Below are 21,201 nucleotides of genomic sequence, written 5' to 3'. Positions count from 1 at the left end.
CACAAGGACCTTCGATGAACCTGCTCGCTTTCCTGATTCCCGCCGCTCACGCCCAGGCCGCCGGTGGCCAACCGCAGGGCATGGGCCTGAGCACGCTGCTGTTCCCGGTCATCCTGATCGCCATCATGTACTTCCTGATGATCCGCCCGCAGATGAAGCGCCAGAAGGAACACAAGGCGCTGATCGAAAAGATCAAGCGTGGCGATGAAGTGCTGACCAATGGCGGCCTGGTGGGCAAGGTCACCGACGTGGGCGACAACTTCGTCACCATCGAGGTGGCTGACAACGTGCGCATCCGCGTGCAGAAGGGCGCCATCGGCAGCGTGCTGCTGCCCGGCACGCTGGACTCGGCCAAGTAAGCCCTTTCTTTCCGAAGCTCAACCGCGGCGCCGCTGGCGGCGCCGCGCGGGACACTCGCAATGCTCGAATTTCCACGCTGGAAGTACTTCCTCATCCTGATCGTCCTGGCGGTCAGCACGCTGTACGCGCTGCCCAACATCTACCAGAAGGACCCGGCCATCCAGATCACCGCCAACCGTGGCGGGCAGATCGATGACGCCCTGCGCGAGCGGGTGCTGGCCGACCTGAAGGGTGCCAACGTCAGCAGCACGGCGGTGGAGAAGGAAGGCGACAGCCTGATCGTCCGCCTGCCGGACCTGCAGACCCAGACCGCCGCCAACGACGTGCTCAAGCAGAGCGTGGGCGAAGACTATACGGTGGCCCTGAACCTGGCGTCGACCGTGCCGGAATGGCTGAGCAACCTCGGCGCCTCGCCGCTGGTGCTGGGCCTGGACCTGCAGGGCGGTGTGCACTTCGTGCTGCAGGTGGACCAGAAGGCCGCGCTGGACAAGCGCCTGGATGCCTACACCGAAGACGTGCGCACCAGCCTGCGTGACGCACGCATCGCCTACCAGTCGGTGGAGCGCCGCGCGGACAATTCGATCGTGGCCAACCTGAGCCCGTCGGCCGGTGCCGATGCCGGCCAGCGTGCGCGCGAGGTGCTGGTCAAGGCGCAGCCGACGCTGAACTACGAGGTCAGCGGCAACCGCGTGACCGTCAGCCTGCCGGACACCGAGCTGGCCGAGATCGCTACCGGCGCCATCGAGCAGAACGTCAACACCCTGCGCAACCGCGTCAACCAGCTCGGCGTGGCCGAGCCGATCATCCAGCGCCAGGGCGCCGACCGCGTGGTGGTGCAGCTGCCGGGCGTGCAGGACACCGCCGAAGCCAAGCGCATGATCGGCGCAACCGCGACGCTGGAGTATCGCGCCGTGGTCGAGGGCAACGCGCAGGACGCCATCGCCGCGGGACGGATTCCGCCGGAAGCCAAGGTATACCAGCGGCGTGATGGCCTCGGCCCGATCCTGCTGAACAAGCGCGTGATCGTCACCGGTGACCAGATGGTGGCCGCGCAGGCGATGACCGACCAGAACGGCGTGCCGGCGGTGAGCGTGACGCTGAACAATGTCGGCGGCCAGCGCATGTTTGATTTCACCAGTGCCAACGTCAACAAGCCGATGGCGGTGGTGTACACCGAGCGCATCCCCACCGTGGAGACCGTCAACGGCCAGGAAGTACGCAGCTTCCGGGTCAAGGAAGAGGTCATTTCGGTGGCCAACATCAACGGCGTGTTCGGCAAGAACTTCCAGACCACCGGTCTGGAGAAGACCGAGGCGGACAACCTGGCCAAGCTGCTGAAGTCCGGCTCGCTGGCCGCGCCGATGGACTTCGTTGAAGAGAAGATCGTCGGCCCGAGCCTGGGTGCGGAAAACGTGGAGCGCGGTGTCACCGCCGTGGCCTTCGCCTTCCTGTTCACCCTGGTCTTCTTCACCGTGTACTACCGCATGTTCGGCGTCATCACCTCTGTGGCGATGCTGTTCAACCTGCTGATCGTGGTGGCGGTGATGTCGCTGTTCGGTGCCACGATGACCCTGCCGGGCTTTGCCGGTCTGGCGTTGTCGATCGGCCTGTCGGTGGACGCCAACGTGCTGATCAACGAACGTATCCGCGAAGAGCTGCGCGCCAGCATGCCGCCCAAGGCGGCCATCGTGGCCGGCTACGAGAAGGCCTCGGGCACCATCCTCGACGCCAACCTCACCGGCATCCTCGCCGGCGTGGCGCTGTACGCCTTTGGCACCGGCCCGCTGAAGGGGTTTGCGGTGACCATGATCGTCGGCATCATCGCCTCGATGTTCACTGCCATCACCGTTTCCCGTGCCCTTGCCGTGCTGGTGTACTCGCGCCGCAAGAAGCTCAAGTCCCTGGCTATCTGACGGGAAGGATCGACAATCATGAAACTGTTTCCGCTTCATCTGATCCCGAACGACACCAAGTTCGACTTCATGCGCACCCGCTGGGTGGCGGTCACGATCGCCGCGCTGGTGTTCCTGGCCTCGATGGGCACGATCATCGGCAAGGGCTTCAACTACGCGCTGGATTTCACCGGCGGCACCGTGGTGGAAGTGCGCTTCGAGAAGCCGGCCGACGTTGACGGCGTGCGCGAGCATCTGGAAGGAGCCGGTTATGCTGGCGCCCAGGTACAGAGCTTTGGCAGCGGCAGCGACCTGCTGATCCGTCTGCAGCCGCAGGAAGCGGCCGAAGGCGAAAGCGCCGGCGATGCCAACAACCGCACGGCGCAGGCTGTGCAGCGGGCGATCTCGGTCGAAGGCAATACCGCCTCGATCGTCGGTGCCGAGTTCGTCGGCCCGCAGGTCGGCAAGGAGCTGGCACTCAACGGCCTGTATGCCGCGCTGTTCGTGCTGATCGGCTTCCTGATCTACATCGGGTTCCGCTTCGAGTGGAAGTTCGCGGTGGTGGCGATCATCACCACGCTGTTCGACGTGCTGGTCGTGGCGGCGTACTTCTCCATCAGCGGCCGCGAGTTCGATCTGACCGTGCTGGCCGGTCTGCTGTCGGTGATGGGCTTCTCGATCAACGACACCATCGTGGTGTTCGACCGTGTCCGCGAGAACTTCCGCAGCCTGCGTGTCGAACCGCTGGAAGTGATGAACCGTTCGATCAACCAGACGCTGTCGCGCACCATCATCACCTCGCTGGTGTTCTTCCTGTCGGTGCTGGCGCTGTACATGTACGGCGGTGGCTCGCTGGAAGGGCTGGCGCTGAGCCAGATGATCGGCGCGGTGATCGGTACCCTGTCCTCGATCTTCATTGCCTGCCCGCTGCTGACCATGGGGGTGCTGGCGGTGACCAAGCAGGACCTGCTGCCCAAGGCCAAGGAAGACGAAGCGCTCGCGCGTCGTCCCTGACCGGTGACATGAAAAACCCCGCTTCGGCGGGGTTTTTTTATGTGCAGGATCGACAGCAGCGCGCAGCAGCGTGACGGCCAACCGGCGCCACCTGCCACGAGAAAGCGGTGCATACGCTGGCGTCGGTTGTGCAAAGCCCGCCTGCGCACTACGCTTCTGCGGTTCGCGCAGCGTCATCGGCGCGGTGTTTCCTGCAGTGCAGGCCCGGCCTGCACCCGCCACCTTCGAGGTTCTCATGGTCATTAAACCGCGCGTACGCGGCTTCATCTGTGTCACCACCCATCCCACTGGCTGCCAGGCCGCGGTCAAGCAGCAGATCGACTACATCCGCAGTCGTCCGGCCATCACCAACGGGCCCAAGCGCGTGCTGGTCATCGGTGCCTCCACCGGCTACGGCCTGGCCGCGCGCATCACCGCTGCCTTCGGCAGTGGTGCAGCGACGCTGGGTGTGTTCTTCGAGCGTCCGGGCACCGAAACCAAGCCGGGCACGGCCGGCTGGTACAACTCAGCCGCCTTCCACAAGTACGCCGGTGAAGCGGGCCTGTACGCCAAGAGCATCAACGGCGACGCGTTCTCCGACGAGGTCAAGGCACGTACCATCGAGATGATCAAGGCCGATCTGGGCCAGGTCGACCAAGTGGTCTACAGCCTGGCCGCGCCGCGCCGCAAGCACCCGAAGACCGGCGAAATCATCAGCTCGACCCTCAAGCCGATCGGCGAGACCATCACCCTGCGTGGGCTGGATACCGACAAGGAAGTGCTGACCGAGACCACGCTGCAGCCGGCCACCGCCGAGGAGATCGCCGGTACCGTCGCGGTGATGGGGGGAGAGGACTGGCAGATGTGGATCGACGCGCTGGCCGAGGCCGGTGTGCTGGCCGAGGGCTGCACCACCACCGCGTTTACCTACGTCGGCGAAGAGATTACCCAGGCCATCTACTGGAACGGCTCGATCGGTGCGGCCAAGAAGGATCTTGACCAGAAGGTGCTGGGTCTGCGCGAGAAGCTGGCCGCGATCGGCGGCGATGCACGCGTGTCGGTGCTCAAGGCGGTGGTGACCCAGGCCAGCTCGGCGATTCCGACCATGCCGTTGTACCTGTCGCTGCTGTTCAAGGTGATGAAAGAGCAGGGTACGCATGAGGGCTGCATCGAGCAGCTCGACGTGCTCTACGACATTCTCTATGGCGGCAAGGCCGAGGGCGCAGCCCAGGAGCGCCTGCGTCACGAGCTGGTCGATGCGCAGGGCCATGCGGTGAAGCTGGTCGACGAGGAAGGCCGTCTGCGTGCCGATTACAAGGAAATGGCCGCCGACGTACAGGGCAGGGTGGTTGCGCTGTGGCCGCAGGTGACCAACGAGAACCTGTATGAGATCAGCGACCTGGCCGGCTACAAGGCTGACTTCCTGCGCCTGTTTGGGTTCGGCGTCGAAGGGGTGGATTACGAGGCCGACGTCAACCCGGATGTGAAGATCAACGATCTGGTTGATCTGAGCTGATCGGGCGAGTCGATAGTTTTAGGTAATGACGTGAAAGGGTCGGCCAGGTGCCGGCCCTTTTACGTTGCAGGCGCCCGGACTGCGCCGGCAGGCCCTGTGCCGTAATGGTGCGGGGCTTCTTATTAGGGCGTGTCCGATAGTCTGCCTCGTGCTTATGGGCGACCTTACGGTACCGGTCAGCACAGGGGGCGGGCGCTGTTGGGCGTCACGTCACCCACGGACTGCTGTCCCCCCTTCACAGGAGCAGGAGCGCCGTGGTCCAGGTCCACGCCAGCGATGAGCAGAACGCAGCGCCATGCGCGCCGGGCTTTGCCGCCTGGCGTTCGCTGCGCTGCTGGCGGGCTGCCACCCTGTGCGTCCTGCTGGCTGCATGCGCATGGCCCGGTACCCCGACGATGGGGGAGCCGGCACCGGCGTCGGCGGTGAACGAACCCCATGCGGTGGCTGACGTGGACGCGCCGCCCGTCGCTGGGGTGGCGCCCGTGCAGGCGGTGCCGTTGCCGGTCATGACGGACGTGCCTGGGGCGGTAGTCAGCAGCGGGACGCGCGCCGCGCGCGCCGCCGGCGCACCGGTCGCTGCGCTCGCGCCTTCCCCGGTTGCCGCCCAGTCATCGACCATGGGGGGTATCGATGTCGCTGACGTCGCCGGTGATGGTGTGCCGGCGGATGCGGCGGCGCTCCCGGTGCATGCATCGGCGGTGCAGCCAGCAATCCCGGCCTCGAGCGCCCGCACGCTGGATGACGCGCGCCCGATGCCGGCGCCGGGCGCGGCAAGCGTCCTGGCACAGGTGCAGCAAGCGTTCGCCGGGCCGTGGCTCTGGTCGTTGTGGGCACTGCTCGCACTGTTGGTGCTGGCGGTGCTGCTCGTCGTGCGGCAGCGATATCGCGCGCGGCCTCGACTGCGGCGCAGCCAACCGTTGCGCGACACCGTATCACCGTCGATCCGCTGGGCACGGTTGGCCCCGGCCGCGCCGGCGGCCTTCATCAAGGTGCCGGCCCGCCGGGCAGGTCACAGCATTCCGCTCCGTGCAGGCGCTGTTCCACTGCGCCGACCGCACGCCACCCCGCAGCCGGGCGTTGCCGCACCACTCCCCGCCACCCCCCAGTCTGCCACCCCGATGGAGCCCACCCCCGTGTCGCGCGAACCCGCATCCCCGCAATCAGAAGCCGCCGTTGCCGCGCGTCCGATGTGGACACTCGGCGGCACGCAGATGTCGCTGCGCATGCGCTGGCTCGCCACCCGGGGCGAGCAGATGATCTGGGACGACTGGATGTCCAGTGCCTCGGTGGACATGGGGGAAGGCTGCCAACTCCAGTATCAGGATGCACCGGCAGAACCGGCAGAGCCGGCAGTGGCGGCGACCGTGTCCGCGCCTGATGCCACGCAGTCGCCGACGGCGGCCACGTGCGCGTCGCTCTCGCCGCCGTTGCCTCAGGTTGTGGTCCCGACGACCTCCAAGGCGGAGGCGTCGACGCCTGCAGCAGCAGAACGCGGCGCGGCCGTGGTGCCCGCCGAACCCTTGCCGTTCGCGCATCGGGTACAGGCGCTGCTGGACGACACCGCCGGTGCCGGGTTGCTGCGCGTACACGTGGTGGAGGGGTCGGAGGTGCCGCAGCTGGAACTGCTGGTGCCGAGCCTGCCGGCGGCAGCGGCCAGCGCGCTGTTCTCCGGGATCAACCGGATGAGCGTGCCCGAACTGGCCCGCTGGCTGCAGGTGCAGGTGATTCTGGCGAGCCGTTTCAATGTGCAGGGGCACAAGCCCGAGCGGATCTACGAGCATGCCGTGGAGCTGACCCTGCCGCCGGCCCGCAGCGGCTCACCCAGCGACGCCGACTGGCAGGCCGTGCGCATCCAGCTCCATCTGGCCTGGCTGCAGCAGCAGGGTCGTGCCAGCCGAATGCACGGGTTGTCGCGCATGCGCCACGCCGTTGCCGAGCTCGACCAGCGTGATTCGCTGCCGGTGCAGCTTGCGTGGCTGCAGGTACTGCAGTGGTGGGGCAGCCAGCAGCAGGGTGATGCCGGGCTGCAGCGTTTTGACGAGGCCGAGGCGGTCTGCATGCGCTTGGCGGACCATCCGCTGATGGCGCAGGAAAGCCAGCGCCTGCTGGCCGAAACCCTGTTGCTGCGCGCGCGCCAGGAAGTGGGCGGCATCCGTGAGGCCAGCCTGCGCCGCGCCGAGGCGCTGGCCGCGCAGGTCCATGCGCACAGCGCTACACCGGCCGCCGCGCTGACCGTGGCCGGAGTGGCGCTGGCCCGTGCCGAGCTGGCCGAACCTGCGCAGGCGCTGACGCTGCTGGAGCAGGCGCTGGCACACGCATTTCTGGCCGGTCGCGAGCCGGCGCTCGAAGCCGCCTCGTTGCAGACGCGGCTGGCGGTGCAGCTGGCCTACGAGGCGCTGGGCAATGCGCCGGCGCCGCAGCAGGTGGCGCAGGATCTGGCCGACAAGCTGCAGGGCACCGCATTGCTTGCTGCCGAGACCTGGCGGCGCATTGTCGAGGTGCACCTGCGTCGCGAGCAGTTCCAGCTCGCCTGCCAGGTAGCGGCAAAAGCGGCCAGCCAGCACCGGCTGCGACCGGACCTGATCGCGCTGTGGGAGCGTGCCAGCGCGTGCTGGAAGGCGCAGGGGCTGCGCGATGACGCGCGGACGGCATGGCAGGAAAACGTACGGGCGCGCCAGGCCGCGTCCGCCCAGCTTTAACGAAAACGACCAACGAGAACTTCAATGAATATTTCGACCCTTACCATCGGTGCTCCGCTGGAGCTGTGGACCACCCGCTATGGCGCCATGATCGGCGTGGATGCCACCGACAACGACAACGCGGTCCGTTCGCTGCAGCATTACGGCGAATGGGCCGAAAAAGAGCTCGACGTGCTGAGCAGCTTTGTGATCGAAGGGCAGCATGTGCTGCAGGTCGGCGCCGAACATGGCGCGCATCCGTTGTGGTTTGCCCGTACCGTCGAGCGCGGTGGCCGCGTGCACGTGGTGGACCCGTCCCGGCTGGCGCTGCAGGAAGTGGTCGGCAATGCGATCCTCAACCGCCTGCACAACGTCTACACCCACCAGTTCCGCGCTGCCGCGGCCGAGGGCCGCAGGCGCGGTGACAACGGCCAGGACGAAGAGCTGATCAACAGCATCGACAGCCTCAAGCTGGAGCGCCTGGACGTGCTCAAGAGCAACGTCAAGGATGATCTGCTCGGGGTGCTCAATGGCGCGGCTGACACCGTGCGTCGCTGCCATCCGCTGATCTACGCGCGTACCTCGGGCATCGACAACGTCGAAGCGGAGGTACGGAAGATCAAGGAGTTCGGCTACCGCTGCTGGGCGCACACCCCATACCTGCACAACCTGCAGAACTTCAGGGGCGAGACCGGCAACATCTTCCCCGCCCGGGTATGGCAGAACGTGGTTGCCGCGCCGATCGGCAGCAGCTTCGAGCTGGACGCCCAGCACGAGCTGTAAGCGGCCCGCTCAACCGAAGTCGAAGTCCATCGTCGGTGCAGCCGCGCCGACGAACTCGCCCTGCACGTAATCCACCCCCGCACTGAACAGCTGGGTCATCGAGTTGGCGTCGCTGACGAACTCGGCAAGGGTCAGGATCTGGGCTGCCTGCGCGCGCCGGGTGATTTCGGTGATCTTGGCCAGATTGTCGCGCGTTGCCGCCGCGTCGCGGGTGAAGTCGCGGTCCATCTTGAGGAACTGCGGCTTGAAGTGGGCCAGCAGCTGGAAAGAGTCCAGCCCCGAGCCGAACTGCTCCAGGCCGATGCGGCACCCCAGCGGTGCCACATCAGCCAGAAACTGCTGCGCGTTGCGCAGGTGGGTGAACACCTTCGCTTCGGGTGCATGCAGCCACAACCGGTGCCCGGGCACGTCGTGCGCCTTCAGTTCCTGGTGCAGGGTGGCGATCAGCTGCGGGTCGGCGAAGGACTCCGGCGTGATCTTGACCAGCATCTGCGTGGCATGGCCCGCGCGCTGACGCTCGCCGAGCACGGCGATGGCCCGCTGCACCACCCAGCAGTTGATCTGCGCCAGCAGCCCGTGTTCTTCGGCGATGGTCAGGAAGCTGCCCGGACCGACCAGTTCGCCGTTGTTGTCCAGGCGCAGGTAGGCCTCATACAGCTCCAGCGGTTCGCCCTGCAGGTTGAGCACCGGCTGGTAGTGCAGCTGGAAACCGTCGCCGGCCAGCGCTTCGCGCAGGCGTGCCACCCAGCGCTCGATGCGCTCTTCCTCGACCCGGTCGGCCGCGGCGGGGTCAAACACCCTCACCGTGTTGCCGACCTCCGAGGCGGCCTGGGTACAGGCGCTGGCGCGCGCCAGCACCTGGCCGATGCTGGCGATCTTCTCGCCCACCTGTACACCGCCGATGCTGACGGTGACCGTGGCCGAGCGCTCGCCGACGCTGAACACATGGGCAGCGTAGGTTTCGCGGATGCGCTCTGCCAGCGCCATGGTGGTGGCGTAGGGGCCATCGACCAGCACGGCGAAGCTGTGCTCGCCAAACCGCGCGACCGGCATGGCCTCGCCAGCCACACCCGCCAGCAGCTGCGCCAGCGCAGCCACGAGGGTGTCGGCCGAGTCCAGGCCGATGTCCGGCAGCAGCCGGGCGTAGTGGTCCGGCTCCACCAGCAGCAGGCCGAACTGGCCTTCACTGCGGCCGGCCTGGGCCACGGCGTTTTCCACGCGGACCATGAAGGTCGGGCGGTTGAGCAGGCCGGTGACCTGGTCACGCTGGCGCAGGTCCTCGACCTCGCGCGCCAGCTCGGCATCCATTTCCAGCCGGCGGCGCAGCACGACCTGCAGGCAGGCCTCGCCCTCGTAGGTGGCCGCAGTGAACTCCAGCGTGGCGGCAAACGCGCTGCCGTCCTGGCGGCGCGCGTCGAGCTGGTACTGCGGCGGTGGCGCCTCACCGCGGCCGAGCGCCTTGAGCAGCTGTTTGAAGTCGTCCACGTGCTGGCTGGCCACCATGTCCAGCAGCGAGATGCCTTCGACCTCGTCGAAGCTCTCAAAACCGAACATCTCCAGATAGGCCTCGTTGGCGCGGATGTGCATGCCTTCGTGGATGTAGGCAATGGGGTCGCGCGAGGAGGCGATGAGCGCATCACAGCGGCGCTCGGTCTCGCGCATCTGCGCCTCGATGCGGCGCAGCCCGCGCCGCGCCTGCAGGTCCACCCACTGGTCGCGGACCACGGCCAGCAGGTGCTCGGGCCGGTGACCAAGGGCAAGCGCGCGCACGCCGTGCGCGCTGGCTTCCACCAGCGTGTCCTCCTCGATGTGATCGACCAGCAGGATCAGCGGCACGTCCTTGCCGCTGCCGGCGATGCGCTGGGCTACCTGGGCCAGGCCAATGCTCTGACCATGCCGGGTCAGCACCAGGTCGATGGCGGTGTCGGCCAGCACCTGGGCCAGCTCGGCGTCGTCCTGCGGGCGCGAGGGCCGCACGGCGATGCCGCTGTTACGCAGCTGGCTGACGATCGCCTCGGCGTTTTCACCGCTGTCGTCCACGATCACCAGGCGCAGGGTGATGTCCTTCGAGTTCTGCATTCAACGCTCCCCAGGTACAGCAGTTAGATACACCAAGGCACGCTCCGGGTCCATGCGCAGCTGCAATGAACCGCGATCCGGATCACACGGCCTGACCGGCCGCATGCCCGCTGGCCCAGGCCCACTGGAAGTTGTAACCGCCGAGCCAGCCCGTGACATCGAGCACTTCGCCGATGAAATGCAGGCCCGGCACCCGCTTGGATTCCATCGTGGAGGAGGAGACTTCGGCGGTGTCCACGCCGCCCAGCGTCACCTCGGCGGTGCGGTAACCCTCGGTGCCGCTGGCCACCAACGGAAATGCTGCCAGCAGCTGCGCGGCCTGGCGCAGCTGTGGCTCGTCGAGCTGGCGCACCGGCGTGTCGGGCAGCCAGTGTTCGCACAGGCGCTGGGACAGACGCTTGGGCAGCACCTCGGCCAGCACCGTGCGCAGCTCGGCCGCCGGGCGTTCGCGCTTCATCTGGCGCAGCCAGTCCTGTGCGTCCAGCTGCGGCAGCAGGTCCAGCTCAAGGCGGTCACCGGGTTGCCAGAACGAGGAAATCTGCAGGATCGCCGGGCCGCTGACGCCGCGGTGGGTCAGCAACATGAAGTTGCTGAAACGGTGGCCGTTGCAGCGCGCTTCCACCGGCAGGGCCACGCCGCTGAGCTCGGCCAGGCGCTGCTGGTGGGTACCGCTCAGGGTCAGCGGCACCAGCCCGGCGCGGGTAGGCAGTACCTGGTGGCCGAAGCGGCGGGCCAGCTCGTAGCCAAAGCCGCTGGCGCCCAGGCTGGGAATCGAGAGGCCGCCGGTGGCCACCACCAGCGAGGCGGCATGGAACAGCCCGTGCGCGGTCTGCACACGGAACCCGTCGGCACCGCGCTCGATCGATTCCACCGCGCAGTGGGTGCGGATCTGCACGCCGGCCTGCTGGCATTCGTCCACCAGCATCTTGACGATCTGCTTGGAGGAAACATCGCAGAACAGCTGGCCCAGTTCCTTTTCGTGATAGGCGATGCGATGACGCTCGACCATCTCGATGAAGTCGGCCGGGCTGTAGCGGGCCAGGGCGGACTTGCAGAAATGAGGGTTGGCCGAGATGAAATTGGCCGCCGTCGTGCCGGTGTTGGTGAAATTGCAGCGGCCGCCACCGGACATCAGGATCTTCTTGCCGACCTTGTTGGCATGGTCGATGACGTGCACGATGCGCCCGCGCTGGCCGGCGGTCAGCGCACACATCAGCCCGGCTGCACCGGCACCGATGACCAGCACGTCGCAGCGGATCGTGGCCATGATGCTCAGTCCTTGGCGCGCTTGCGCCAGACGGGAACCACATCCAGCTGCAGCTGGTCGTTGATCAGCTGCACCTCGGCGTCCTGGATCAGCACGCTGAAGCGCATGGCGCGCTGGATCTGCAGACCCCACTGTTCAACGAACGGGCCGGGCAGGTCGAGTACCGACAGGTTGGCAAAGCGCTCCAGCGCCTTGCCCTGCTTCTGCCACCAGACATCGGAGGCATTGCCACCGTGGTTGACGATCTGCACCTGCGCCGAGCGGTTGCATGCCTTGCGAATGCGCGACTCGTCCGGATGCCCCAGGTCGATCCAGCGCAGGATGTCACCGGTGTAGTCGTGCTCCCACAGGTCCGGCTCATCGTCGGTGCTGAGCCCCTTGCCGAACTCCAGCCGGTCGCTGGCATTTAGGGCGAAGGCCAGCATGCGCACCATCAGTCGCTCGTCGGTCTCGGAGGGGTGCTGGGCAAGGGTCAGATTGTGGGTCGCGTAATAGCCGCGATCCATGTCGCTGATCTGCAGTTCGGCCTTGCGGATGGTGGCGGTGAGAGCCATGGAAATTCCGGGCAACAAAGACCGCCATGATAGTGCTTCGGCGCCCTCACTGCCGGGCTCAGGATCGGGGCAGGTGGGCCAGCCAGCGGTCCAGCGCGGCAGCGAAGGTCTGGCGGTCACGCGCGTGCAGTGGCGGCGGCCCGCCGGTCTGCACCCCGGAACCACGCAGCTCTTCCATGAAATTGCGCACCGACAGCCGCTGGGCGATCGTGTCAGGTGTATACAGCTCCCCACGCGGGTGCAGGGCCAGCGCACCGCGCTCAAGCACCAGGGCGGCCAGCGGGATGTCCTGGGTGACCACCAGATCGCCGGCGGCGACCCGTTCAACGATGGCGCTGTCAGCCACGTCCAGGCCCTGTGGCACCTGGATGGCGCGGATCCAGCGCGAGGGCGGCGTGCGGATCCACTGGTTGGCGACCAGGGTCAACTCCAGGCCGCTGCGCTCGGCGGCGCGGAACAGGATGTCGCGGATCACCACCGGGCAGGCGTCGGCGTCAACCCAGATGCGGGGACGGGGGGTGGGAACGGTACTCATGGACCCAGTGTGCAGGAAAAAACTGAATGCGGGGTAGGGGTTACCCGATACGCAGCGTCAGTCCTTGCCGTGCTTGAGCTGACACCTGCCAACGATGAACGCAGGGGCTATCGCTTTTTCGCTGAAACCCGCGTATCGTTCGGCGTACTGTGTTTGCTAGGGTCACCGTGAATCGTGGCCTGGTGCAGTTGATCTCACGATCCGCTCATCGATCCGCTTTATTAACGCCTGCAACTCAGTCTCGGCTCCGATATCCGGTGGCTGCGATACTTTTCAACATGTGTTTCAGGAGTTAACAAAATGTCTGATCGTCAGACCGGCACCGTCAAGTGGTTCAACGACGCCAAGGGCTTCGGCTTCATCACCCCGGAAAGCGGCCCGGACCTGTTCGTGCACTTCCGTGCCATCCAGGGCACCGGCTTCAAGACCCTGCAGGAAGGCCAGAAGGTTACCTTCGTCGCCGTCCAGGGTCAGAAGGGCATGCAGGCTGACCAGGTGCAGGCGGTCTGATCCGTCTGCTGCCTTTGGGTAGCCAGAACGCCGGAAGCGAAAGCTTCCGGCGTTTTTTTTTGTCCGCGCCCCGGCACCCGTCTACGACCTGACCATCGCGCGGCGCACACCTGCCCGCTGCGCGCTTGCCGCTACCATGAGGGCCTTGTCCTTACGGAACATCGTTCATGCGCATCGTCCACCACCTTGAAAACTCCCGTTCGCTGCGCGTGCTGTGGATGCTTGAGGAACTGGGGCTGGACTACGAGGTCAAGCAGTACGCCCGCGACCCGCGCACCTTGCTGGCGCCGGAGGCGCTGCGCCGGGTGCATGGTCTGGGCAAGGCGCCGGTGCTGCAGGACCGGGATCACGTGGTGGCCGAGTCCGGTGCGATCCTGGAGTATCTGGCCGACTGCTACGACCCCGGCCATGAGCTTTCGCCCCCCGCATCACCTGCCGATGGCGAGGAACGGCTGGCCTACCGCTACTGGATGCACTACGCCGAGGGTTCGGCGATGCCGCCCCTGTTGCTGACGCTGGTGTTCTCGCGCCTGCGCAAGGCGCCCATGCCCTTCTTCGCGCGGCCGTTCGCCACGCGCATCGCCGACCGTGCTGAAGCCGCCTTCGTCGGCCCGCAGCGCCGCCTGCACCTGGACTGGATGGAACAGCGGTTGGCCTCAAGTACCTGGTTTGCCGGCCCGCGTTTCACTGCCGCTGACATCCAGATGAGTTTCCCCCTGCAGGCCGCGGCCCAGCGTGGCGGCGGTCTCGGCGATCGACCGGCGCTGCGCGGCTTCGTCGAGCGTATCGAGCAGCGCCCTGCCTACCTGCGTGCGGTTGCCCGCGGTGGACGGCTCGAGGCGGCGACATGAGCGTTCTGCCCGCAGCACGGTTGCCCGCTGCCCGCCGCGCCCCCATCACGTCCCCATGAACACGCCTGCCTACCCGTTCGACAACCGCCTGCTGCACGCATTGCCGGGTGACCCCGAGCGCGGCCCGCGCCGCCGCGAGGTGCTCGGCGCGGCCTGGTCGTCGGTGCTGCCGACGCCGGTGGCCGACCCGCGGCTGCTGGCGTGGTGGCCGGAAGTGGCCGACACGCTTGGCCTGCAGCCGGGCTGGCAGGAAGATCCGGGCATGGCCCAGGTGCTGGGCGGCAACGCGCTGCTGCCGGGCATGCAGCCCTGGGCTGCCAACTACGGCGGCCATCAGTTCGGTCACTGGGCCGGTCAGCTGGGCGACGGCCGCGCCATCTCCCTGGGCGAGCTGGTGGCGCCCGATGGTGAGCACTGGGAACTGCAGCTCAAAGGGGCTGGGCCAACGCCGTACTCGAGGGGCGCTGATGGCCGTGCGGTACTGCGCTCGTCGATTCGCGAGTTCCTGTGCAGTGAGGCCATGCACCATCTCGGCGTGCCGACGACACGGGCGCTGTCGCTGGTGAGTACCGGCCAGGCGGTGGTGCGGGACATGTTCTACGACGGCAACGCGCAGGCCGAGCCCGGCGCGGTGGTATGTCGCGTAGCCCCCTCGTTCCTGCGCTTTGGCAGCTTCGAGCTGCCTGCCGCGCGTGGTGACATCACCCTGCTGCGGCAATTGGTGGACGCCTGCATCGCGCGTGATTTTCCCTGGTTGGACGGGCAGGGCGAGGCGTTGCACGCGTCCTGGTTCCGCTGCATCTGCGAGCGCACAGCGGTGATGATCGCCCATTGGATGCGGGTGGGGTTCGTCCACGGTGTCATGAATACCGACAACATGTCCGTGTTGGGCCTGACCATCGATTACGGGCCTTACGGCTGGATGGAGCCGTTTGAACCAGGCTGGACCCCCAACACCACCGATGCGCAGGGGCGACGCTACCGCTTCGGCCACCAGCCGCAGGTGGCGTACTGGAATCTGGGCCGGCTGGCTCAGGCACTATCGGTGCTGTTTACCGACACTGGGCCGCTGCAGGCGGGGCTGGCCGCCTATCAGGAGACCTTCACTGCCTGCACGCGCCGGGACGTGGCAGCCAGGTTCGGCCTGGACACCGCCAGCGATGCGGACCTGGCGCTGTACCAGCGCTGGCTGCAGTTGATGGAGCAGGGCGCGATGGATATGACGCTGGCCTGGCGTGGGTTGATGCAGCTGGACCTGCACGCACCGCAGGCCGATGTGCTCGCGGGTGCTTTCTATGATCCGGCGCGGCGTGAGTCCGTACAGCCGGCCCTGTACGACTGGCTGCACCAGTATGCCCAGCGGCGCCGTGACGACGTACTGGCCCCGGCCGCGCAGCAGGCGAAGATGGCCGCTGCCAACCCGCTGTACGTGCTGCGCAACTGGCTCGCGCAGGAGGCCATCGACCGTGCAATGGACGGCGACATGGGCGGCGTGCTGGCCCTGCAGAACGTGCTGCGCGATCCGTATACGCAGCGGCCCGGGCTGGAGCATTACGCCAGCCCGCGCCCGGCGTGGGCCGAGGAGCGGGCAGGCTGCTCGATGCTGTCCTGCAGTTCCTGAGCCGGGCCGACGCGCTGTCATCACCATCGACGGTCCGTTCAGGGCCGCCGACATTGGCGCAGGGCAGCAACGGGCATCGACGCGGCGAAGCGGTTACCCTATGCCGCCCTTACAAGCTGGTAGCTGCAATGACCGACGCCGCCGTGGTCGTCCCCGCCTGGGCCTCGCGCCTGCGTGACATCGCCGACTTCCCCAAGCCCGGTATCCTGTTCAAGGACATCATGCCGCTGCTCGCGCACGGCGAGGATTTCCGTGGCGCCGTGGTCGCCATGGCCGAGCGTTGGCGCGCCGCGCAGCTCGACGCGGTGGTCGGCATCGAGTCACGCGGCTTCATCCTCGGCGCGGCGATGGCGCTGGAGCTCGGCGTGGGCTTCGTGCCGGTGCGCAAGCCGGGCAAGCTGCCGGGCAAGGTGCTGCGCGAGGAATACACCCTGGAGTACCGCAGCGACTGTATCGAAGTGCATGCCGATGCGCTGCCGGCGGGCGCCCGCGTGGCGATCATCGACGACGTACTGGCCACCGGCGGGACGCTGGTGGCCGCGCTGTCGCTGATCCGCCGCCTGGGTGTGGACGTGGCCGGCGCCGGCGTGCTGGTCGAACTGGACGGCCTGGGTGGCCGAGGCCGTTGGGAAGCGGACCTGCCGCTGCACACCGAACTGGTGTTCTGAGGCATGGACCGGTAGAGCCGACCCATGGTCGGCTCACCGCGCGCAGCGCGGCAGGGCCACCGCGACCTGTACGAAGAGCAGCCGACCGTGGGGTCGGCGCTACCAGGCGTGACGACCCTCGGTCGTCGCGCGTGCTCAGATCATCCGCACGCGGAACCGGCGTCCCTTGATCCTGCCCGCCTCCAGCTTGGCCACCGCCTTGCCGGCCTGGTCGCGGGCGATCGCCACGTAGGAGCGCGTGGCATAGATGGCGATCTTGCCGATGAACCTTCCAGCCAGGCCGGCATCACCGGTCAGTGCGCCGAGAATATCGCCCGGGCGCAGCTTGTCGGTCTTGCCGCCGTCGATGCGCAGCGTGCGCATGGCAGCCTGCGGCAGCTCGGCCGGCCGCGAGGTGGCCAGCGGTGTTTTCTGCCAGTCCAACGCGCGGCCGAGCGCCGCCTCCACCGCTTCGGCGCGGGTTTTCTCGCGTCCGGCGACCAGGCTGATGGCCAGCCCGCTGGCACCGGCACGGCCGGTACGCCCGACACGGTGCTGGTAGCTCTCCACGTCGGTGGGCAACTCGTAGTTGATGACTGCCGCAAGGTCTTCCACGTCCAACCCGCGCGCGGCCACATCGCTGGCCACCAGCACGTTGCAGCTGCGATTTGCCAGCATCAACAGCGTCTCCTCGCGGTCGCGCTGTTCCATTTCCCCATGCAGCGGCAGCGCCGAGAAGCCGAACTGCTGCAGCGAGTTGGCGACCTCGTCAACATCCTTGCGGGTGTTGCAGAACACCACCGCCGACTCGGGCGTGTACTTGAGCAGCAGGCCGGCCAGTGCCTTCTGCCGGCGTGCCGGCTCCACCTCGCAGAACACGTGGCGGATGGCCGGGGCCTGGTCGGCGCCGGCCACGGTGATCTCCACCGGATCGCGCAGCAGGTCGCGGGCCATGGCACGGATGGCGTCAGGGAAGGTGGCCGAGAACAGCAGCCCCTGGCGGTCGCGATGGGTACGCCCGGCGATCTCGCGGATGGGCTCCTCAAAGCCCATGTCGAGCATGCGGTCGGCTTCGTCCAGCACCAGCGTGCGCACCACGCCCAGGTTCAGGGCGCGCTTGCGCGCCAGCTCCTGCACGCGACCGGGTGTGCCGACCACCACATGCGGGTCGTGGCCCTCCAGCGAGGCCAGTTGCGGGCCCAAAGGCACGCCACCGGTGAGCACCAGCAGTTTGAGGTTGGGAATGCCGGTGGCCAACCTGCGGATCTGCTTGCCCACCTGGTCGGCCAGCTCGCGGGTAGGGCACAGGACCAGCGCCTGCACGCGGATCACCGACGGGTCCAGCGCCTGCAGCAGGCCAAGCCCGAAGGCGGCGGTCTTGCCGCTGCCGGTGGGGGCCTGGGCGATGACATCGCGGCCCTGGAGAATGGCCGGCAGGCTCTGCGCCTGCACGGGGGTGAGGGTGGTGTAGCCAAGGGCATCCAGGCCGGGCTGCAGGGCCGGGCTGAGCGGCAGGGTCGAAAAATCGGTCATGGCGCATTGTACCTGCGTTGCGGTGGTCTGCCGGGCTGGTGCAGCGCGACCGCTACCGCCTGCGGATATCCCGCTACACTATGCCGATGCCTCTGATCACTCTGCAGAACGTCGACTACAGCGTCGGCGGCCCGTTGTTGCTGGAAAAAGCCGAACTGTCGATCGAATCTGGCGAGCGTATCGCCCTGATCGGTCGCAACGGCGCCGGCAAATCCACCCTGCTCAAGCTGCTGGCCGGCGAACTGGTGCCCGATGACGGCGAGGTGCGCGTGCAGCAGGGCGTGCGCGTAACCCGGCTGGAACAGGAGGTGCCGCATGGCGCCGCCGGCAGCGTGTTCGATGTGGTGGCCGATGGTCTGGGTGAACTGGGCCAGTGGCTGGCCGAGTTCCATCACCTGAGCACCGCCGAGGAGTTCGATGGCGATGCGCTGGGCCGGGTGCAGAGCAGGATCGACGCGGCCAACGGCTGGGGACTGGACCAGCGGGTCAGCGAGACGCTGACCAAGCTCGACCTGGACGGCGACGCCGAGTTCGCGCGGCTTTCCGGCGGCATGAAGCGCCGCGTGCTGCTGGGGCGTGCCCTGGTGGCCAGCCCCGACGTGCTGCTGCTGGACGAACCGACCAACCATCTGGATATCGAAGCCATCGACTGGCTGGAGGCGTTCCTGAAAGGGTGGAACGGCTGCGTCATCTTCGTTACCCATGACCGCCGTTTCCTGCGCGCGCTGGCCAACCGCATCGTCGAGATCGACCGCGGCCAGGTGACCAGCTGGCCGGGCGACTGGGCCAACTACGAGCGGCGCCGCGAAGAGCGGTTGAACGCGCAGGCGCAGGAAAACGCGCGCTTCGACAAGCTGCTGGCGCAGGAGGAAGTGTGGATCCGTCAGGGCATCAAGGCCCGGCGTACCCGCGATGAAGGCAGGGTGCGCCGGCTCAAGGCGATGCGCAACGAGCGCGCTGACCGGCGCGAGCTCAGTGGCAACGTCAAGATGGAGGCCGCGCAGGCTGCCAACTCGGGCAAGAAGGTCATCGACGTCAAGGATCTGTCCTTCGCCTTTGGCGAACGCGCGATGGTGCGCGACTTCTCCACCACCATCCTGCGCGGCGACCGCATCGGCCTGATCGGGCCGAACGGCAGCGGCAAGACCACGCTGCTGAAACTGCTGCTGGGCGAGCTGCAGCCTCAGGCCGGTGAAGTGCGCGCTGGTACCAACCTGCAGATCGCCTATTTCGACCAGTACCGTGCCGTGCTGCGCGAAGACTGGAGCGCGATCGAGAATGTGGCCGAGGGTCGCGATTTCCTGGAGTTCAATGGCAAGCGCAAGCACGTGCATGCGTATCTGCAGGACTTCATGTTCACTCCCGAGCGCGCGCGCGCGCCGATCACCCGTCTGTCGGGTGGCGAGCGCAACCGCCTGCTGCTGGCCAAGCTGTTCGCCCAGCCGTCCAACCTGCTGGTGATGGACGAACCGACCAACGACCTGGACGTGGAAACCCTGGAGCTGCTGGAAGAGCTGCTGGCCGACTACGCCGGCACGCTGCTGCTGGTGAGCCACGACCGTGACTTCATCGACAACGTGGTGACCTCCACGCTGGTGATGGAGGGCGACGGCGTGGTGGGCGAGTACGTCGGTGGCTACACCGACTGGCAGCGTTACAGTGCCAGCACCACTGCCAGCGAGACCGCTCCGGCGGTATCAGCGGGCCGTCCGGTTGCCGCGCCTGTCGCGGCCGCGCCCGCGCCGGCTGCGGCCAAGCGCAAGCTGAGCTACAAGGACGCGCGTGAGCTCGAGCAGCTGCCCAGGACGATCGAAAAGCTTGAAGGCGACGTGGAAGGCCTGACTGCAGCAATGAACGATCCGTCGTTCTATACCCGCAGCAGCGCCGAAGTCACCGCCCACACCCAGCAGCTGGCCAAGGTCCAGGCCGAGCTGGACGCAGCCTACGCGCGCTGGGAAGAGCTGGAAAGCTGAGTCCGATCACCAGCGGTCCGGGTTCGTCGCGCTCTGGCGGCGCAGCCATGTTCTGGTAACGCCGGGCTCTGCCCGGCGAGCGCGCAGCGCGGCTTGAACAGCAACAGCGTGACGACCAACGGTCGTCACCTACCGGGTTCATCGCGATCCGCTCGACGCCGGGTTGTTGGATGACGACCGTCGCTCGTCACGCTCCGGCGGCGGAGCCGTCCAGATTTATCGCGATCCGGCCGACGCCGCGTTGGTAGGTGACGACCGTTGGTCGTCACGCTCTGGCGGCGCAGCCGTGCGTTGGCAGCGCGGGCGTCTGCCCGGTGGGGTGGGTGCAACCCCCACAGCGTGACGACCAACGGTCGTCACCTACCGGGTTCATCGCGATCTGCGCGGTGGGCGGACGTGCGGAGGCGTCACCGTACGCCCTGCAGGTCACGCAACTGGCTGGGGCGGCTGCCAAAGTACGCGGCAAGGTCGGCGATCTCCTGGTCACTCAGGTCGGCGGCCTGCGGCGTCATCAGGGCATGCTGGCGATCGCCGCTGCGGTAGGCCTGCAACGCATGCGCCATGTAGTCGGCGTACTGACCACCGAGCTTGGGGTAGGTCGGGTCCAGCGGGACGTTGCCGTCCTGGCCGTGGCAGTCGATGCAGCTCTGCCCTGTAGCCTTGCCCTTGACCTGTGCGCGCGCCTCACCGGCAGCAACGCGGCCGGCCGGCAGTCCGGCGGAGGAGGAGGCCGGGGTATCGCCTCCGGCGTGTGGGCCTTCAGTGCCGCCTGAGCACGCCGCCAGCAACGCAGCGACGGACAGGGCGATGGCGTGACGCAGGTGGTGCGCGGCATTCGACATGGGCGTGGCCTTACTTGACGGTGGACAGATAGACAGCAAGGTCAGCGATTTCCTGCTCGCTGAAGCTCATCGACTGCGCCTGCATGGTCGGATGGCGACGCTTGCCCTGACGGTATTCGGTCAACGCCTGGGTCAGGTACTCCACGCTCTGTCCGCCGATTTTCGGCACTTTGTAGCTGGGATAGGCGTTCTTGTAGCCGGTAATGCCATGACAGCCCTGACACGTGTAGGCCAGGACCCGGCCATTGTCGAAGTTGCCGCTGGGGGCAGTGGCGGCAGGCGCTGTTGCGGGGGCGGGCGGTGACGTAGCTGGGGCGGCGTGTGCAACCGCCCCGAGAGGCGCAAGGACGGCGAGAAGACAAGCGGCGAGCGGCTGCGGGCGCATGATGTCCTTTCCGGTGCGGGTCTGGTGGTCCCGGCAGCGTTCCCGGAACGGGCCGAGTATAGCCGCTGGATTCATCTGGCTGAAATCTGCGGCTGCGGCGCGCGTGCGGCGACCACCATGACCTTTGATCTATGGTGTTCCCGTGAGGTGGTGCATTACTTTGCTACCACACCTGCCCACGC

The 21,201-nt window shown here is 67.2% G+C and carries 19 protein-coding genes; 11 read left to right on the top strand and 8 right to left on the bottom strand.

Features of this window, described 5'->3' with window-relative positions; all coding sequences use genetic code 11:
- Window positions 1–14 precede the first annotated feature (14 nt).
- From yajC to fabV, 4 genes are all read left to right on the top strand, one after another.
- Complete coding sequence (gene yajC / locus RZA67_RS09540) at window positions 15–359, top strand: preprotein translocase subunit YajC (protein ID WP_317212516.1); 345 nt, start codon at window positions 15–17, stop codon at window positions 357–359.
- A gap of 60 nt (window positions 360–419) precedes the next feature.
- The gene (gene secD, locus RZA67_RS09535; protein WP_317212515.1) at window positions 420–2,273 is read left to right on the top strand and encodes a protein translocase subunit SecD; all 1,854 of its coding nucleotides are present in this window, start codon (window positions 420–422) and stop codon (window positions 2,271–2,273) included.
- A gap of 18 nt (window positions 2,274–2,291) precedes the next feature.
- Window positions 2,292–3,266 (top strand): protein translocase subunit SecF, encoded by a 975-nt coding sequence (secF, locus tag RZA67_RS09530; RefSeq protein ID WP_317212513.1) that lies wholly within the window; start codon window positions 2,292–2,294, stop codon window positions 3,264–3,266.
- Window positions 3,267–3,501: 235 nt separating this feature from the next.
- The gene (gene fabV, locus RZA67_RS09525) at window positions 3,502–4,761 is read left to right on the top strand and encodes an enoyl-ACP reductase FabV (protein WP_317212511.1); all 1,260 of its coding nucleotides are present in this window, start codon (window positions 3,502–3,504) and stop codon (window positions 4,759–4,761) included.
- Window positions 4,762–4,996: 235 nt separating this feature from the next.
- Here fabV and RZA67_RS09520 read toward each other — a convergent pair whose 3' ends face one another.
- On the bottom strand, window positions 4,997–5,746 hold the full coding sequence (locus RZA67_RS09520) for a hypothetical protein (protein WP_317212509.1): 750 nt from the start codon (window positions 5,744–5,746) through the stop codon (window positions 4,997–4,999).
- Between the two features lie 148 nt (window positions 5,747–5,894).
- Between RZA67_RS09520 and RZA67_RS09515 the strand changes: the two genes are divergently transcribed.
- Together RZA67_RS09515 and RZA67_RS09510 are read left to right on the top strand one after the other, a co-directional pair.
- A complete protein-coding gene (locus RZA67_RS09515; protein ID WP_317212508.1) occupies window positions 5,895–7,460 on the top strand; it encodes a hypothetical protein in 1,566 nt (521 codons plus the stop codon).
- Window positions 7,461–7,484: 24 nt separating this feature from the next.
- Window positions 7,485–8,222 carry a hypothetical protein gene (locus RZA67_RS09510; RefSeq protein ID WP_317212507.1) on the top strand — a complete coding sequence of 246 codons (738 nt, stop codon included), beginning with the start codon at window positions 7,485–7,487 and terminating at the stop codon, window positions 8,220–8,222.
- A gap of 9 nt (window positions 8,223–8,231) precedes the next feature.
- Here the strand turns inward: RZA67_RS09510 and RZA67_RS09505 are convergent, their stop codons facing one another.
- From RZA67_RS09505 to RZA67_RS09490, 4 genes are all read right to left on the bottom strand, one after another.
- The gene (locus RZA67_RS09505; RefSeq protein ID WP_317212506.1) at window positions 8,232–10,301 is read right to left on the bottom strand and encodes an EAL domain-containing protein; all 2,070 of its coding nucleotides are present in this window, start codon (window positions 10,299–10,301) and stop codon (window positions 8,232–8,234) included.
- An 82-nt stretch (window positions 10,302–10,383) separates the two neighbouring features.
- Window positions 10,384–11,568, bottom strand: a complete 1,185-nt coding sequence (locus RZA67_RS09500; RefSeq protein ID WP_317212505.1) for an NAD(P)/FAD-dependent oxidoreductase — start codon at window positions 11,566–11,568, stop codon at window positions 10,384–10,386.
- A 5-nt stretch (window positions 11,569–11,573) separates the two neighbouring features.
- Entirely contained in the window at window positions 11,574–12,122 is a 549-nt protein-coding gene (locus tag RZA67_RS09495; RefSeq protein ID WP_317212504.1) for a YaeQ family protein, read from the bottom strand.
- 58 nt (window positions 12,123–12,180) lie between these two features.
- On the bottom strand, window positions 12,181–12,657 hold the full coding sequence (locus RZA67_RS09490) for a YaiI/YqxD family protein (protein WP_317212503.1): 477 nt from the start codon (window positions 12,655–12,657) through the stop codon (window positions 12,181–12,183).
- A gap of 300 nt (window positions 12,658–12,957) precedes the next feature.
- Between RZA67_RS09490 and RZA67_RS09485 the strand changes: the two genes are divergently transcribed.
- The 4 genes from RZA67_RS09485 (at window position 12,958) to RZA67_RS09470 (ending at window position 16,307) form a co-directional block, all read left to right on the top strand.
- Window positions 12,958–13,167, top strand: coding sequence for a cold-shock protein (locus RZA67_RS09485; protein ID WP_025875108.1), 210 nt, complete (start codon window positions 12,958–12,960; stop codon window positions 13,165–13,167).
- 167 nt (window positions 13,168–13,334) lie between these two features.
- On the top strand, window positions 13,335–14,018 hold the full coding sequence (locus RZA67_RS09480; protein ID WP_317212499.1) for a glutathione S-transferase: 684 nt from the start codon (window positions 13,335–13,337) through the stop codon (window positions 14,016–14,018).
- 55 nt (window positions 14,019–14,073) lie between these two features.
- The gene (locus RZA67_RS09475) at window positions 14,074–15,639 is read left to right on the top strand and encodes a protein adenylyltransferase SelO family protein (RefSeq protein ID WP_317212498.1); all 1,566 of its coding nucleotides are present in this window, start codon (window positions 14,074–14,076) and stop codon (window positions 15,637–15,639) included.
- Between the two features lie 128 nt (window positions 15,640–15,767).
- Window positions 15,768–16,307, top strand: coding sequence for an adenine phosphoribosyltransferase (locus RZA67_RS09470; protein ID WP_317212497.1), 540 nt, complete (start codon window positions 15,768–15,770; stop codon window positions 16,305–16,307).
- Window positions 16,308–16,442: 135 nt separating this feature from the next.
- On the opposite strand, the gene dbpA is transcribed toward RZA67_RS09470, so the two are convergent.
- Window positions 16,443–17,819: an ATP-dependent RNA helicase DbpA gene (gene dbpA, locus RZA67_RS09465; RefSeq protein ID WP_317212496.1), complete on the bottom strand. Its 1,377-nt coding sequence runs from the start codon at window positions 17,817–17,819 to the stop codon at window positions 16,443–16,445.
- An 86-nt stretch (window positions 17,820–17,905) separates the two neighbouring features.
- Here dbpA and RZA67_RS09460 point away from each other — a divergent pair, with 86 nt between their 5' ends.
- Complete coding sequence (locus RZA67_RS09460) at window positions 17,906–19,792, top strand: ATP-binding cassette domain-containing protein (RefSeq protein ID WP_317212495.1); 1,887 nt, start codon at window positions 17,906–17,908, stop codon at window positions 19,790–19,792.
- A gap of 407 nt (window positions 19,793–20,199) precedes the next feature.
- Here RZA67_RS09460 and RZA67_RS09455 read toward each other — a convergent pair whose 3' ends face one another.
- Both RZA67_RS09455 and RZA67_RS09450 read right to left on the bottom strand, forming a co-directional pair.
- A complete protein-coding gene (locus tag RZA67_RS09455) occupies window positions 20,200–20,634 on the bottom strand; it encodes a c-type cytochrome (RefSeq protein ID WP_317212494.1) in 435 nt (144 codons plus the stop codon).
- Between the two features lie 10 nt (window positions 20,635–20,644).
- Window positions 20,645–21,019, bottom strand: a complete 375-nt coding sequence (locus tag RZA67_RS09450) for a c-type cytochrome (protein ID WP_317212493.1) — start codon at window positions 21,017–21,019, stop codon at window positions 20,645–20,647.
- Between the last annotated feature and the right edge of the window lie 182 nt (window positions 21,020–21,201).

The organism is Stenotrophomonas sp. C3(2023) (assembly GCF_032911385.1).
In the GTDB taxonomy this organism is placed as follows: Bacteria; Pseudomonadota; Gammaproteobacteria; order Xanthomonadales; family Xanthomonadaceae; genus Stenotrophomonas.
Note: the sequence above shows the minus strand (reverse complement) of the source record. Positions and strands in the feature narration are given on the sequence as shown.